The 15,129-nt window shown below is 65.3% G+C and carries 13 protein-coding genes and 2 tRNA genes; 6 read left to right on the top strand and 9 right to left on the bottom strand.

Annotated features, from left to right (window positions below; all coding sequences use genetic code 11):
* Positions 1 to 9: 9 nt before the first annotated feature.
* The 4 genes from ACKOED_RS11020 to ACKOED_RS11005 form a co-directional block, all read right to left on the bottom strand.
* A complete protein-coding gene (locus ACKOED_RS11020) occupies positions 10 to 315 on the bottom strand; it encodes an ETC complex I subunit (protein WP_408916643.1) in 306 nt (101 codons plus the stop codon).
* Between the two features lie 38 nt (positions 316 to 353).
* Positions 354 to 430, bottom strand: a tRNA-Pro gene (locus ACKOED_RS11015).
* A 122-nt stretch (positions 431 to 552) separates the two neighbouring features.
* Positions 553 to 1,956, bottom strand: coding sequence for a serine/threonine protein kinase (locus tag ACKOED_RS11010; RefSeq protein ID WP_408916642.1), 1,404 nt, complete (start codon positions 1,954 to 1,956; stop codon positions 553 to 555).
* A complete protein-coding gene (locus tag ACKOED_RS11005; RefSeq protein WP_408916641.1) occupies positions 1,957 to 2,697 on the bottom strand; it encodes a metallophosphoesterase family protein in 741 nt (246 codons plus the stop codon).
* A gap of 135 nt (positions 2,698 to 2,832) precedes the next feature.
* Here ACKOED_RS11005 and ACKOED_RS11000 point away from each other — a divergent pair, with 135 nt between their 5' ends.
* Positions 2,833 to 3,111 (top strand): hypothetical protein, encoded by a 279-nt coding sequence (locus tag ACKOED_RS11000; protein WP_408916640.1) that lies wholly within the window; start codon positions 2,833 to 2,835, stop codon positions 3,109 to 3,111.
* A 57-nt stretch (positions 3,112 to 3,168) separates the two neighbouring features.
* On the opposite strand, the gene ACKOED_RS10995 is transcribed toward ACKOED_RS11000, so the two are convergent.
* A complete protein-coding gene (locus tag ACKOED_RS10995) occupies positions 3,169 to 5,007 on the bottom strand; it encodes an MFS transporter (RefSeq protein WP_408916677.1) in 1,839 nt (612 codons plus the stop codon).
* Between the two features lie 314 nt (positions 5,008 to 5,321).
* On the opposite strand from ACKOED_RS10995, the gene ACKOED_RS10990 reads away from it, so the two are divergent.
* A tRNA-Phe gene (locus ACKOED_RS10990) sits at positions 5,322 to 5,397 on the top strand.
* An 84-nt stretch (positions 5,398 to 5,481) separates the two neighbouring features.
* On the opposite strand, the gene ACKOED_RS10985 is transcribed toward ACKOED_RS10990, so the two are convergent.
* The 4 genes from ACKOED_RS10985 to ACKOED_RS10970 all read right to left on the bottom strand — a co-directional run bounded on the left by ACKOED_RS10985 (position 5,482) and on the right by ACKOED_RS10970 (position 10,744).
* Positions 5,482 to 6,426: an alpha/beta hydrolase gene (locus tag ACKOED_RS10985; RefSeq protein WP_408916639.1), complete on the bottom strand. Its 945-nt coding sequence runs from the start codon at positions 6,424 to 6,426 to the stop codon at positions 5,482 to 5,484.
* Positions 6,427 to 6,875: 449 nt separating this feature from the next.
* Entirely contained in the window at positions 6,876 to 8,336 is a 1,461-nt protein-coding gene (gene phnY, locus ACKOED_RS10980) for a phosphonoacetaldehyde dehydrogenase (RefSeq protein ID WP_408916638.1), read from the bottom strand.
* Position 8,337: 1 nt separating this feature from the next.
* Positions 8,338 to 9,576: a phosphonoacetate hydrolase gene (gene phnA, locus ACKOED_RS10975; RefSeq protein WP_408916637.1), complete on the bottom strand. Its 1,239-nt coding sequence runs from the start codon at positions 9,574 to 9,576 to the stop codon at positions 8,338 to 8,340.
* Positions 9,577 to 9,583: 7 nt separating this feature from the next.
* Entirely contained in the window at positions 9,584 to 10,744 is a 1,161-nt protein-coding gene (locus ACKOED_RS10970) for a 2-aminoethylphosphonate--pyruvate transaminase (protein WP_408916636.1), read from the bottom strand.
* A gap of 91 nt (positions 10,745 to 10,835) precedes the next feature.
* Here ACKOED_RS10970 and ACKOED_RS10965 point away from each other — a divergent pair, with 91 nt between their 5' ends.
* Genes ACKOED_RS10965 through ACKOED_RS10950 form a run of 4 tightly spaced genes read left to right on the top strand, consistent with a single transcriptional unit; the run spans position 10,836 to position 15,062 of the window.
* On the top strand, positions 10,836 to 11,711 hold the full coding sequence (locus tag ACKOED_RS10965; RefSeq protein ID WP_408916635.1) for a LysR substrate-binding domain-containing protein: 876 nt from the start codon (positions 10,836 to 10,838) through the stop codon (positions 11,709 to 11,711).
* The gene (locus ACKOED_RS10960) at positions 11,708 to 12,532 is read left to right on the top strand and encodes a carbon-nitrogen hydrolase family protein (RefSeq protein WP_408916634.1); all 825 of its coding nucleotides are present in this window, start codon (positions 11,708 to 11,710) and stop codon (positions 12,530 to 12,532) included. Before ACKOED_RS10965 ends, ACKOED_RS10960 begins: the two co-directional genes overlap by 4 nt.
* Positions 12,533 to 12,589: 57 nt before the next feature.
* Complete coding sequence (locus ACKOED_RS10955; RefSeq protein WP_408916633.1) at positions 12,590 to 13,150, top strand: LemA family protein; 561 nt, start codon at positions 12,590 to 12,592, stop codon at positions 13,148 to 13,150.
* 1 nt (position 13,151) lies between these two features.
* Positions 13,152 to 15,062 carry a DUF2207 domain-containing protein gene (locus ACKOED_RS10950; protein WP_408916632.1) on the top strand — a complete coding sequence of 637 codons (1,911 nt, stop codon included), beginning with the start codon at positions 13,152 to 13,154 and terminating at the stop codon, positions 15,060 to 15,062.
* Positions 15,063 to 15,129 lie beyond the last annotated feature (67 nt).

The following is a 15,129-nucleotide window of genomic DNA, read 5'->3' as shown; positions in this document are numbered from 1 at the left end:
GGCCCGCCGTCAGTGCGTCCAGTTATCGGGACGGCCAAATTTGAAATTGTCGGAATAGGATTTTTTGATCGGCCGGCCCGCCGGCGCCTCCGGCAACACGATGTGAGGCAGGCCCTCGCGCTCGCAATAGGCGATGGCGTCTTCCTTGGTATCGAAGCTGAGTTTCACCTGCTGGCGGGTGTCGGCCGAGGATGTCCAGCCCATGAGCGGGTCGGCGGAGCGCGGGGCCGCGGCCTCGAACTCGACCAGCCAGCGGCCGCCGGCCTTTCCAGACTGCATGGCGTTGCGCGAAGGCTTATAAATGCGGACAGGCATGGATTCTTTCTCGTATGGCTCAACGTTCCGGCAGGCCGTGGTCGGGGTGGCCAGATTCGAACTGACGACCCCCTGCGCCCAAGGCAGGTGCGCTACCAGACTGCGCTACACCCCGATTGCGGCTGCTGCTTGCGAGCAGGCTCATAGCCGATAATGCGGCGGCGGGGCAAGGCTCGCCTGTGCGGCAGGTCAGGCCAGGACAAGCAACCGGCCGGGCTGGTTGCGGCGCCGCCGCGGCTAGGTTTTCGCATGTGCGCGGTTTCGCGTCACTGTCACGCTGCAAGGCGCCTCCGCCGCAACTTTGGCCGAGACGCTGCCGAGGAGCTTCCGCATGGCGGAGCTGGCGCGCGCCCCCATCACGATGTGATCGACGTTGTTGAGGCGCGCATAGTCCAGAATGGCGTCCGCCGGGTCCACCGCCTCCAGCACGTGATACGTCACCTGTGCGTCTTCGATCCGCAGGGGCCGCGCCCAGTCCTTCAGCGCGGCGAGCCGCTGCACATGCTTGTTGTTGCCCTCCGCATCCAGCGTCTGGTCCAGCGCGATGCGGTTCAGCTTCTGTACATTGAGCACCGCAAGCCGGGCCTGTGGCGCACGCTCCAGAATGCGGAGCGCGGTCGTGCGGAGCTTGCCGGCCAGCTCCGGCGTCATGTCGTCGAGGTTTACCGCCACCAGGACGATCGGCGCATCGGAGGCCTCCGCCCGGCGCGGCGGACGGTCGATGAGGCTCATTTCGGGCTCGCCCTTGCGCCTGAGCACCGCGAAGAAACCGTCTTTCTCGCGCTTCCCGGACCGCGCCGTGAGCATCACCTGCTCCGGGTGGCGGAGATCATGGGCAAGCTGCGCCGCCGTGGGGTAGCGCCGCGAGGCCTTCACCTCGAGGCAGCGCAGAACGATTTCCTGGAACCACGGCGGCAGCGCCGGGTTGAGCTTGCGGGGCGGCGCCGGATCGCGCCACAGCCGCCGCTTGAGGCCTGCGAGCGTCCGCGGATCGCCGAACGGCCGCGTGCCGGTGGCGAAGAAATACATCAGCGCGCCCAGCGCGAAGATGTCGCTGCGCGGATCGTGGCGGATGCCCAGCACCTGCTCCGGCGCCATATAGGGCGCGGTGCCATAGGGCAGCCGGAACTCCGCCTGCATCAGGTCCGGCAGGTCGCGGTGGTGCGCGAGGCCGTAGTCGATCAGCACCGCCTCCCCCGATGAGCGGAACATGATGTTCGACGGCTTCACATCGAGATGGACCACACCCTGGCCATGGAGCGAGACCAGCGCATCGGCCACCGCCGCGCCGAGCGCCGCCACCTTGTCAACGCCAAGCGGCAGCGATTGCAGCTGCGGCAGCAGCGTGTCGCCGGGAAGCTGCTCCATGACGATATAGGGCTGGGTGGCGAAATCGCCGTTGGCGATGTGGCGGGGCGCATGCGGACCCTTGAGGTGCGGCATGATCATCTGCTCCATCTCGAAGCTGACGATGGCGGCGGGGTCCTCGCCCTCATAGACCACCGGCGTCTTCATCAGGAATCCGGCGCCGTCGGCCTCGCGGGTGACGCTCCACAGATGCGCCATGCCGCCGGCATGGGTGAGCTTGTCGATGCGAAAGCCGTCGAGCACGGTGCCAATGCCGAGCTTGCCCTTGACCACTCAGCGCCCCTCCAGAAGCCGCTCCGCCAGGGAGTCCGGCAGGCCCAGGGCGCGGATGTGCTGCACCACACTTTCGACGTCATAAGGCGCGCGGTGATAGGTCAGGGTCCTTGCGGCGGTGTCGTAGACGGCGAAGGACGCCGAGGTGTTGCCATCGCGCGGCTGGCCCACCGCGCCCAGAACCGCAAGCCACTTGCGCTGCGCCAGCAGCGGCGTGGCAACCTCCGTGACGGGAACATGCGAGATGAGTTTGTCCGTGGCCGACAGGCAATAGAGGGCTGGCACATGCACATGCCCGCAGAAGGTCACCCGGGCGGGGCAGCGCGACAGGCTGGCGCGCGCCGCCCCGGCATCGGTCACATAATGCCAGGCCGCCGGATCGGAGGCATCGGCATGCACGAACAAGAGATCATCCAGGCGAAGCTCGAACGGCAGCCGCGCGAGGAAGGAGGCCGACGCCTCGCTCAACCGCGCGCGCGTCCAGGCCAATGCCTGGGCAGCCGCGGCATTCATGTTGTTCGTGGGCTTCAGCACCGCAAGATCATGATTGCCGAGCACCATGATGGCGCCGGCCTCGGCCAATGGCCGCACCCGGTTGATGACCGCTTCGGGATCGGGCCCATAACCCACCAGATCGCCGAGAAAAGCCAGGCTTTCAGCCTCGAGCCGCGCCGCGGCAGCGAGACAGGCGTCGAGTGCCGGCAGGTTGGCATGGACATCGGACATCAGGGCGATGCGCATGGGCCGGAGATCAACATATCCCGCAACCACATGGAACACCGACCTTAGTTCGACACGTCATCATGGCCCGCGCCCGGCATAGGTTGTGTTTGGCCATGAGCTTGTTATGAATAGGCAGCCGGGAGGAACCGCCACATGAATATCTCCGCGCTGCTGGTGCAACAGTTCACGGACGTCTTCCGCCTCGGCCTCTTGGCGGCGCTGATCTATACGGCCTGGCGCACCCGCGCGCAGACCGGCGTGTTGCTGCCTCTGCTGGCGGGCATCGTGTTCGTGGCGGTGATCATCCCCACAACCATGCCCCTGCCCGGCGTGCCGCAATGGCTCGCCATCGCGACGGGCCTTGCCGTCAACGCGGTGATCGCGGGCGTGTTCTGGCTCGCCTGGCAGGCGATCGTCAAGACAAAGTCCTGACCAAACACAACGGGCCGGGAAAACCCCGGCCCGCCGCGTTTCAAGTTGCAGGATGGATCAGCGCCGCAGATCGTCGGCGAAGATATCCTTCTTGTGGGTGCCGCCCGGCACGAAGATGGCGCCGATCACCACCGTCATCAGGGCGATGATGATCGCATACCACAGGCCGGAATAGATGTTGCCGGTCTGCGCCGAGATCGCGAAGGCGGTGGCGGGCATCAGACCGCCGAACCAGCCATTGCCGATGTGGTAGGGCAGCGACAGGCCGGAGTAGCGGATGCGCGTCGGATAGAGCTCGACAAGCGCCGCCGCGATCGGGCCATACACCATGGTCACCAGAATGATCAGGAAGGTGAGGATCGCGATGATCGACAGCTTCTGGCCGGTGAAAATATCAACGAAGTTGGAGGCTTTCGCGATCGACGGGTTGTCCGCCGCAACCAGCGGATAGCCAGCCGCCTTCAGGGCCTCGTTGAGCGCCTTCTCGAAGCCCGGCTTGACCGCCTTCTCCTTGTCGAGGGCCGCCTGGGCGGCGTCGATTGCCGCCTGGTCGGTTCCCGCCTTGGCGGCCGTGAGCGCTTCCGTCGCCGCCTTGATGGCGGCGGCATTGGCGGCGGCGTTGAAGGACGGCACGACCGTCTCGCCGACCTTTATCTCGGCGATGCTGCCAGCCGGAGCGGCGACCGTCGAATAGTTCACCGACGTGCGCTGCAGCTGGGCCTTGGCCACGTCGCAGGAGTTGGTGAACTTGAGGGTGCCCGTCGGGTTGAACTGGAACGAGCAATCAGCCGGATCAGCGCTCACCGTGACCGGTGTCTGCTGGGCAGCGAAGAGCACCGGGTTGGCGACACTCGTCAGCAGCTTAAACACCGGCATATAGCTGATCGCGGCGATCAGGCAGCCCGCCAGGATGATCGGCTTGCGGCCGATCCGGTCTGACAGCGAACCAAAGAACAGAAAGCCAGCGGTGCCGAGGATCAGCGACCACGCCACCAGCACGTTGGCCGTGAAGCTGTCGAGCTTGATGACGTTCTGCAGGAAGAACAGCGCGTAGAACTGGCCCGTGTACCAGACCACGGCCTGGCCGGCCACAAGGCCCAGAAGCGCGATCAGCGCGATCTTGCCATTGCGCCAGTTGCCGAAAGCCTCGCGCAGCGGCGCCTTGGAGGCCGAACCCTCTTCCTTCATGCGCTTGAAGGCGGGCGACTCGTTCATCTGCAGGCGGATATAGAGCGAGATCAGCAGCAGGACGATCGAGCCGAGGAACGGAATGCGCCAGCCCCAGGCATTGAACGCCTTCATCATCTGCGGCGTGCCATCGGGATTCATCACCGCGGCGCCGGCGGCGTCAAGCACCGCCGTCTCGGGATAGTGGCTGTTCACATAGCCCTGCACCACGAGGATCACGATCAGCGACAGGAGAAGGCCGAGCGTTGCCGTGGTCTGGATGAAGGAGGTGTAATAGCCGCGCCGGTCAGGCGGGGCGTGTTCGGCGACATAGATCGCCGCGCCGCCATATTCGCCGCCGAGCGCCAGGCCCTGGGCCATGCGCAGTGCGATCAGGATGATCGGCGCCGCCGCGCCCCAGGCATTGTAATTGGGCAGGAGGCCGACCAGGAAGGTTGACAGGCCCATGATCAGGATGGTCATGAGGAAGGTGTATTTGCGGCCGACGAGGTCGCCCAGCATGCCGAACACCAGCGCGCCCAGCGGCCGCACGATAAAGCCCGCCGCGAAGGCCAGCAAGGCAAACACATTGCGCGTTGCTTCCGGGAAGGCGGTGAAGAACTGCGCGCCGATGATCGCCGCGAGAGAACCGTAAAGATAGAAGTCATACCACTCGAAGATGGTGCCGGCCGATGAGGCGACGATCACCTTTTTCTCTTCCGCGGTCATCGGCCGCGATCGCGCACTGCCCGGGCGGGCTGTTGCTGTTTCTGCCATGTGAACTCCCCCTTGGTCCTGGACGGGCCTTGGCGCCGTCCGTTGGTTGCACGGACGGATCGCCCCCACTCAAGGCTCCGCCCTTGGCGTCGATACATATCGAAAACCGCCACGCCGGGTTATTGGACTTTCGCAGGGAGTTGGCAGGAATGTTTTCGCAACTGCGGTAGGCTATTGATCAAACGAAGGTTTTTGTCTCACCCCGGACGAAATGAGGGGCTTGCCAGTGGCCGGGCGATCTCCTATACACCCGCCACTGCCCGGCCGCCCAGGTAGCTCAGTTGGTAGAGCAGCGGACTGAAAATCCGCGTGTCGGTGGTTCGATTCCGCCCCTGGGCACCATTTTTTGCAGAAGCAAATTCCCCGATCTGCCGTGCCCCTGCCCTCGTCGCCGCGGGCGGCGCGTCGTGGTGGAAAGATTCTCAGCTACTTGAGGTGCGACCTGAGGAAGACGCCGGCGTTCGCCAGTGCCTCGCTCGCTTCCGGCGCAGGCGCCCCCTGGAAGACATGCCACATACCCTCGTAAAGATCGATGACCACGTCCACCTTCGCCGCCTTGAGCACCCGGTAGGTGCGCACACTTGTGCTGAGCAGTATCGTCCGGGTCCCGTCCTGGATCATCGTCGGCGGAAATCCTCTGCTGAAGTCGCCGTAGAGGGGTGACACCCGCGGATCCTTGAGGTCCAGCGTTCCCGCATAGGCGCGCGCCGAGGCACCGAGCAGCCCCTCGTAGGACAGCGTCGGGTCCGCGTCGGCGAGCGTGATGCTTGTGTCCCCGGAGTTGGAGAGGTCGGCCCAGGGGGAGAAAAGCAGCACGGCAGCCGGCAGCGCCACGCCTTCATCGCGAAGGTTGATGACCGCGCGCATGGCGAGATTGCCACCCGCCGAGTCACCGAACAGCGCGATGCGGTTCATCGGCGTTCCGTCAGCAACGATCGCCCTCAAGACCGCGCTGACCTGCGCCTGTACCGTATCCCAGTGTACCGCGGGCGGATTGGTGTAGTCGACAGAGATGACCCGCAGGCCGCTGGCTTGCGCCACCAGTGCCGCCATCCCCGCCATCGAGCGGGCACTGAACAGCGTGAAGGCGCCACCATGAATATAGACAACCACGCGGTCATCCTCCGTCCAGCCTCTTGGCCGCACGTCAAGAACGGGCACACCGCCGATCCTCGCAGTCGCGACGGTTCCGCCCGTCCGCTCAAGGACCACGCGATTGGCCTCTTCCAGCGCCTTTTCCTGCCCGGCGTGCAACGCCTGCCAGCCCGGAAGGTCGTCAGGCGCCGGCGCCGCAAGTTGCTTCAGTCCGGCACCTTCGAGGAATTCGATGACGGTCTTCGCTTCAGGCGAAATGGTATCTGGGAGTGGCACGGCTGAGTTTTCCCCGGCAAGGACTTGACTTGACAACATGGCAAGGACGACAAGGGCCGGCAACACCACACGCGCCGTCTTCCGGCGTGCCGAAGCCACCGCTTGTCCTCTTCCCGCCGCCGACATGAACAACAACGCGGCAGGAGCCAGACGGGAGAAACCGGTGGCTTTGCCAGAGAAACTTACGTCCTTGGGGTCCGGCCTCCGCACTGCTCGCTCCTTTCGCGGTTGACCATGCCACGCTCGATCCACACCGGACAAGGACCGTTCGCGTGTTCAAGATGGCAGTGCTCTGTCAGGACAAAGATGTGAGATGGATCGGACGGCCAGCTATCCGGCCGCGCAGACCCGTTCCAATCGCATCTTTGATGGCCCGGTTACCGGCGCCGAAACTCCGGGGCTTGGCGTCATGCATGGTCACGCGGTGCGAATGCGATCCCTGGGCGCCATCACTGTGGCCAGGGCAGCGACCAGGTCTTCACATTGGTGAAGAACTTCATCGCCTCCATCACCCCTTCCTTGACGCCGTTGCCCGAGTCCTTGATGCCGCCGAAGGGCGACATCTCGATCCGGTAGCCGGGCACCTCCCAGATGTTGACCGTGCCCACCTCGAGGCCCTCGATGAAGCGGGTGATGCGGCTCAGATGATTGGTGCACACACCCGATGACAGGCCAAACGGCGTGGAGTTGGAAATGCGGATGACCTCGGCGTCGTCATTGGGCACCCGCACGATCGGTATGATGGGACCGAAGGTTTCCTCGAACACGAGGTCCGACCGGTGCGGCACGAAATCGACGGTGATCGGCGGCAGCAGCGCCCCCCGGCGGCCGGGATTGTAGAGCACCCTCGCGCCCTGCTCCGCCGCCCTGTGGACGCGGTCCTCGAACATGCGTGCGGCGTCCTCATGCACCACCGTGCCAAGCTCGGTGGCCGGGTCCATCGGGTCGCCGAAGCTGATCGCCTGGGCGCGGGCCAGAACCTTTTCCACGAAGCGGTCAGCCACCCGCTCCTGCACCAGGATGCGCTTCACCGCCGTGCAGCGCTGGCCTGAGTTTCGCGTGGCGCCGGCAACGGCGAGGTCCGCCGCCTTGTCGAGGTCGCTGTCGGAGAGATCATCGAGGATGATCAGCGGATCGTTGCCGCCTAATTCCAGCGCGGCGCGGCGGTAGCCGGCCTTGGCGGCGATGATCTTTCCCACCCGCACGCCGCCGGTGAAAGTGATGACGCCGATCTCCGGGTTGGTCACCATCTCGTCGCCGATCTCGTCCGGCCAGCCGGTGACCACCTGGAACATCTCCGGCGGCAGGCCCGCCTCGTAGAGAATGTCAGCGAGCGCCAGGCAGGTGAGGGGCGTGAGCTCGGTCGGCTTGCAGACCACGCAATTGTTGGTGGCGATCGCCGGGGCCACTTTGTGCGACACCATGTTGAGCGGATGGTTGAAAGGCGTGATGGCGGAGATCACGCCCGCCGGCTCGCGCTTGGTGAAGATCTTGCGCGGCTTTCCCTGCGGCGTCACATCGCAGGAAAATATCTGCCCGTCATCGAGAATGGCGAGCTGCCCGGCCAGTGAATAAACGTCATAGGCGCGGCCCACCTCATAAAGCGAATCCTTCTTCGAAATGCCAAGTTCCAGCGTGATCAGGTCCGAGAGCGAATCCTTCCGCAGGCGGATCAATTCCGCCGTGCGGAACAGAATCTGCTGGCGCTCATAGCGGGACAGCCTGGGCTTGTAGGCCCTGGCGATGGCAAAGGCCTGGGCGGCGTGCTCGGCGCGGCCAGCGGGAACCGTGCCGATCATGTTGCCGGTGTAGGGGTAATGCACCGGCACCACCTCCTCGGTCACAACCTTGCGGCCGCCGATCCGCATGGCTTCGGCGATCACCGGATGATCGGCCTGGGGTGCGTTCATGTCAGTTCTCCACGATGTGGTTGCAGCCCAGGGCGAAGGCATCGAAATTGCGCAGCTGGGCCGGGGCGTTCCTGAATTTGCGGTTGGCGATGACCGGGATCTCCTGCTCGGTGAGGCCGCCATGCGAACGCAGCGGCGCGTCGAGCCCCGAAAGATCGTGCCTGGCGCGCGAGGTGCCAATCACCTTGGTGCCGGCGGGGCCGCCGGAAAGCACGATCACATTGCCCATCCGGTCCGGCGGCAGTTCATAGCGGGCACAGCCGCTGGCGCGGTCCACCACGACGTCGATCCCGGGCTGCAAGGCGATCTCCGCCATCACTTCCTTGACGTCCGGACCATAGACATAGACGGTCGCGAAGCTGCCAAGCGCACCGTGATGGACCACATAGGGATCGGTGATCGGCAGGATCACTTTCGTCGTGCCGGGGCCGAAGGCATCATCGAGCAGGTCCTGCAGGTAGATCACGTCGGGAGCGCCATCGGCGAGGTGCTTGTCCTTCATGCCGTGGTCGGCGACGATCACCACGATGGCGCCGCCTTCGTCAAGCGCGCCCAGATAGCGGTCCATCATGGCATAGAAGCTGTTGGCGCCCGCGGAGCCGGGCGGATATTTGTGCTGCACGTAATCGGTGGTCGACAGATACATGAGGTCCGGCTTGAAACCGGAGAGCAGCCGGACGCCCGCGGCGAAGACGAATTCCGAAAGACCCGCCGAGTAGACATCCGGAACACCCATGCCAGCGAGCCCACAGGCATCGGCGATGCCGTTCTCCGCCAGCGTCACCCTGTCGGCCTTCTCGGAGGAAAAGGCCACCGCCGTGCCGTCGAAGACGAGGCCCTTGCCCAGCAGCAGGCGCAGCTTGTCCTTGGCGGTGACCACGGCCACCCGTGCGCCCGCCTTCTGGAAGGCCTCGAAGATGGTGGGGGCGCGCAGCCACTTCGGATCGTTCATCATGGTTTCCTGGCCGGTCGCCGGGTCGATCAGGTAATTGCCGCAGATGCCGTGCACGGCAGGAGGCCGGCCGGTGACGATCGAAAGATTGTTGGGATTGGTGAAGCTGGGGATCACCGACAGGCCGCGGCGGTTCTCGCCCCTGGCGATGATGCGCTGGAGATTTGGCATCAGCCCCGCCGCCATGGCGGTTTCCATATAGGCGGGCTCGCTGCCATCGCAGCAGATGACCACCAGCGGAGCCTTGGGCCAGTTGTAGTCACGGCCGTTGACGGTGACGGTTTTCATGCGGTCCCTACCCCTCCAGCGGCGCGAGGTCGGTGACATTCATCTCGCGCAGCACCGCGCTGATCGCCGCCAGCACGGCCGTCATCACCTTCTCGTCCACCTTGCCGATGGTGCCGATGCGGAAGCTCGGCCGCCTCGTGAGCTTGCCGGGATAGATCGCGAAGCCGCGGCGGCGAAGTTCCTCGTAGAATTTCTCGAAATCGAAATTGGGGTCACGCGGCGTGAGAAAGGTCTGGATGATCGGGCCGGCCTCGTGATCGGCGAGCAGCGTCGCGAAGCCCATGGCGCGCATACCCTTGACGAGCACCTGCGCGTTCCTGGCATAGCGCTGGCCGCGCGCCGCAACACCGCCCTCGGCGGCATGCTCCTGCATGGCCTGGTGAAAGGCCACCAAGGCATGGGTGGGCGGCGTGAAGCGGAACTGGCCGTTGGCCTCAAGGCCCTTCCACTGCTCATAGAGGTCGAGCACCACCGAATGGCTCATGCCCTTCGAGGCGAGCAGCAGGTCGCGCTTCACCAGCACATAGGAGAAGCCCGGAACGCCCTCGATGCATTTGTTGGAGGAAGAGACCATCACGTCGATCCCATCCATCATGTCGAGCGGCAGCGCCCCGAAGGAGGACATGGCATCGACCATGCAGATCTTGCCGCGGCGCCTCATTTCACGGGCGATGGCGGCGATCGGGTTGACGATGCCCGAGGTGGTTTCGCAATGGATGATCCAGACATGGCTCAACGCCGGATCGGCGTCGAGTGCCGTCACAACATCCTCAACGGTCGGGGCGGCGCTGTCGCCCTTGTCGATCCTGGTCACCGGGCGGCCGAGACGGGTGAGGATCGCGGCGGCGCGGTCGCCATAGGCGCCATTGGCCACCACCAGCGTCTTGCCCTCCGTCTTGGGGCAGAAGGCGCCGAGTGCGGCCTCGATGGCGAAGGTGCCGGAGCCCTGCATGATCACGCATTCATAGCCGCCGTCACAACCGGCGAGGCCCAGAAGGCCCTTGCGGATGTCCGCCACCAGGCGGCGGAACTCGATGTCGCGCGAGCCCCAGTCGGCCAGCATGGCGGCCTTCACCGTGCGCGAGGTGGTGAGCGGGCCCGGCGTGAGCAGATAAGGCATGTCTTCCTGGCCGGGCGGGCCGTTGAAGCGCTGGGCGAGCTTGTCCATGGGAGCCTCCGTCAAAGCGTTGCCGAAACTGGCGGCTTGACTGGCATCAGTCAAATCGTATGTTCTGATGTACCTTATAGGTTTGAATGATATGCGGCACGCCCAGCTCAGGGCCTTTCATGCCGTCGCCGTGCATGGCGGCTTCTCGCGCGCGGCGGAGGCGCTGGGGCTGACCCAGCCCGCCGTGTCCGACCATGTGCGGAAACTGGAGGAGGCTTACGGCGTGCAGCTGTTCACCCGCGGGCCTTCGGGCGTGGCGCTGACCGGCATGGGCCGCAAGCTGTTCGCCATCGCCGAGCGGCAATTCGAGGCGGAGGCCGAGGCGGCCGAACTCCTGTCGCGCGGCAAGACACTGGAAGAGGGCGAACTCACCATCGGCGCCGACGCGGCGGTGCACATCCTGCCTGCCCTGGCGCGCTTCCGCGTCCGCCATCCGCGGCTCACGGTACGGCTGGTCACCGGAAACTCCGCCCAGCTCATCAGAAGGCTCGAGGATTTCTCGATTGACATCGCGGTCACCGCCGAGCGGCCGGCGGGCGAGGCCTTTCTCGCCCGCAAGCTGAGCAGCGACCGGCTGGTGGCGGTGGTGCAGCGCAGTTCGCGACTCGCGAGGCTGAAGAGTATCGGCTTCGAGGCGCTGGCAAAGCTGCCGCTGATCCTGCGCGAGGAAGGCTCGGTGACCCGCCGGCTGATCCTCGAGGAAGCGGCACGGCGCGGGCTCAGCCTGACCGCCGCCATCGAGATCGAAGGCCGCGAGGCGGCGCGCGAGGCGGCGGCGCAGGGCTTGGGCCTCGCCGTGATGGCGCGTGGCGAACTGGCGCCGGACGGCAGGCTCACAGTGCTGCCGGTCGCCGACTGGGACACCGAAATGGAGGAATGGATGATCTGCCTCAAGGCCCGCAGCGCACTGCATGCCATCCGCTCGTTCTTCACGCTGGACCAGGAAAGCGCTAAGCACGGTTCATGAGCTTCACCGCCGCCTGCATCCAGACGACCGCCACGCCCGATCTTGGCCATGACATCGCGGTTCTTTCGCGCCTGATCCGCGAGGCCGCCGCGGAGGGCGCCAGCTTCGTGGCAACGCCCGAATACTGCGCCGGGCTCGATACCAAGGATGGCAAGCTGTTTCCGGTGGCCCATCCAGAATCAGAGCATCCGGCGCTGCCCGCCCTGCGGGGGCTGGCCAGCGAACTCAGGATCTGGCTGCTGGTGGGCTCGATCGGCGTCAGGTCGCCGGACGGACGTATCTTCAACCGCAGCTACATGCTCTCGCCCGAGGGCACAATCCCGGCGCGCTACGACAAGATCCATCTCTTCGACATCGACCTCGGCGGCGGCCACAGCTACCGCGAATCCGCCACCATCGCGCCAGGCGACAAAGGCGTGATCGCGCCTTGCGTGGAAGGCACGATCGGCCTGTCGATCTGCTATGACATCCGTTTTCCGATGCTCTACCGCGCCTATGCCAAGGCGGGGGCGCAGATGCTGGCTGCCCCTGCCGCCTTCACCCGGGTTACCGGCATGGCCCACTGGCACGTGCTGCAGCGGGCGAGAGCCATCGAGAATGGCGCCTATGTGATCTCCCCCAGCCAGGGCGGCACGCTCTCCGGCGGGGCGGAATGCTATGGCCATTCGCTGATCGTCGATCCCTGGGGCCAGATCCTGGCGGAGGCCGGCGACGCGCCTGGGGTAATCCTCGCTGAAATCGATATTTCAAAGGTGGCCGAGACCCGACGGCGCATTCCGTCCTTGACCCATGACCGGCCCTTCAGCCTCGGGAAGCCTTGAAAAACAGAACCGGAACACCCATATCACAGGTCCGGTTGGGCGAAGGAGGGCACGGGCATGATCGGTTATATTCTTCTGGGCCTTGTTGCCGCTGTCGCCGCCTATCTGATCTGGGCCTACAACGCGCTGGTCAGCAACAAGAACCTGGTGGCCGAGGGCTGGAGCGGCATCGACGTTCAGTTGCGCCGCCGGGCCGACCTGGTTCCCAATCTCGTGGAAACCGTCAAGGGCTATGCCACCCACGAGGACAAGCTGTTCCGCGACATCGCGGAGCTGCGCGCCAAGTCCATCGCCGGCGGCACGGTCGCCGAACAGTCGGCTGTCGGCCAGGCCATGACCCAGGCGCTCGGCCGCATCTTCGCCATCGCCGAGGCCTATCCGGAACTCAAGGCCGACGCCAATTTCCGCGACCTGCAGGACAAGCTCTCCGGCATCGAGGATGAAATCCAGATGTCGCGGCGTTACTACAACGGCGCGGTCAGGAACCTCAACACCATGATCGAGAGCTTCCCCAGCAATCTGGTGGCGCGGCAGTTCAATTTTGAGAAGGCCGAATTCTTTGAGATCGGCGACGCTGCGGCGCGCGAAGTGCCGAAGGTCGATTTCAAGACGCGCTGAGATGCGTCAGCTTCTCTTCCTCGCGGTCGGCCTCTTCCTGGCGATCGCCACGCCGGCATTTGCCGAAGAGCGCATCATTCAATTCGTCAGCGACGTGACGGTCAATGCCGATGCCACGCTCAACGTGCGCGAGACGATCGACGTCCAGGCGGACGGCGTTGACATCCGGCGCGGCATCTTCCGCGATTTCCCGGCAAGCTATGATGACCGCGCCGGGCAGCGGGTGACGGTCGCGTTCGACGTGATCAGCGTGACCCGCGACGGCAGGCCCGAGCCTTATGCGCTCGAGCCACTCAGCAATGGCGTGCGGGTGCGGATCGGCGACAAGGATGTGTTCCTCGAACATGGCCCGCATCGCTACGAGATCGTTTATCGAACCAGCCGGCAGATCGGCTTCTTCGAGGATTTCGACGAGCTCTATTGGAATGTCACCGGCAATGGCTGGGAGTTTCCGATTGATGCGGCGCGGGTGCGGATCGCGCTTCCCGCCGGGGCCAGCATGTCCCGGGATGCGGTCTACACCGGAGCACAGGGAAGCACGAACCGGGATGCCCGGGTGATTGCCGCCGCGGGCCATGTTTTCGAAGCCGAGACCACCAGGCGCCTGGCGCCACAGGAAGGCTTCACGGTGGCGGTCGCCTGGCAGAAAGGCATCGTGACCGCGCCGGCGGCGGCCCAGAAACTTGGCTGGTGGATTTCGGACAATGCCGGATTTTTCGCGCTGGGGCTGGGGCTTCTGGTGTCTGGCCTGTATTTTCTCTTCGCCTGGAACCGGGTGGGGCGCGACCCTGCCAAGGGCAACATCATTCCGCTGTTCACCCCGCCCAAGGGGCTGGGGCCTGCGGGCGTGAGGTTCCTGAACCGTTACGGCGCGGATGACCGCAGCTTTGCCGCCGCGCTGGTGGGTCTTGCCGTCAAGGGCCGGCTCAAGATCGCCGACGACGACGGCGATTTCACCATCACCAAGCTGGCGGATGCGGGCGGGCGCGACGCGCTCACCGCTTCGGAAAAAGTCCTTTACGCCGCGCTCCCCGAGGGCAGCACCGCGCTGAAGCAAGCCAACCAGAAGACCGTGGCCGCCGCCAAGAATGCGCTCGAAGGCGCGCTGGCCGATGAATATGAGGGCACGGCGTTTCTGCGCAATCTCGGATGGTTTGCGGCAGGGCTTGGAATTTCGATCCTTTTCCTCGCGGCGGCGGCGCTGCTGTTTGCCCGGGTGCGTGGCTTCGAAAGCCTGTTTCCATTGGCCTTCCTCGGCGGCTGGTGGGGCATGATCATAGCCATCGGCTGGGCTTCGGTCAGAGGCATCGCCGCGGCGCGCGGTCTGTGGGGAAAGATATCCTCTCTGGCCGGCCTGTTGTTCCTGATCCCTTTCGTGGGGGCCGGCGTCCTCGTTCCCATCGGCATGTTCGCCAGCGGAGAGGCCTCCACCATGCTTTATGTGCTGGCGGCGGCGGCGGCGCTGTTCGGGCTGCTCAATGTGATCTTCTATCACCTGCTGCGCGCGCCGACCGAAAGCGGCCAGCGCCTGCGCGACCAGATCGAAGGCTTCCGCCTCTATCTCACGACCGCCGAGGAAGAACGGCTCAAGGTTCTGCACCCGCCCGAGAAGACGCCGGAGCTTTTCGAACGCTACCTTCCCTATGCGCTGGCGCTCGATTGCGAGAATGAGTGGAACGCCAAGTTCGCAGCCGTGCTGGCCGCCGCGGCAGCGGCGGGAGCGGCGGCACCCGTGTGGTATTCCGGCAGCCACTGGAACCCCGGCCGCACCGGCGATTTCACCGACAGCCTGGGACGGGGCCTGGCGGCGAGCGCCGCGGCAGCCGCCACGCCGCCGGGGCGATCTTCCGGATCGGGTGGCGGCGGATTCTCCGGTGGCGGCGGCGGCGGCGGTGGCGGCGGCGGCTGGTAGGATTTTTTGCACGCCCGGACGCGCCTGCGCGGGGCGAGACAATCTTTCCCTCTCCCCATTTATGGGG

Source organism: Aestuariivirga sp., assembly GCF_046093005.1.
GTDB lineage: Bacteria > Pseudomonadota > Alphaproteobacteria > Rhizobiales > Aestuariivirgaceae > Aestuariivirga.
Note: the sequence above shows the minus strand (reverse complement) of the source record. Positions and strands in the feature narration are given on the sequence as shown.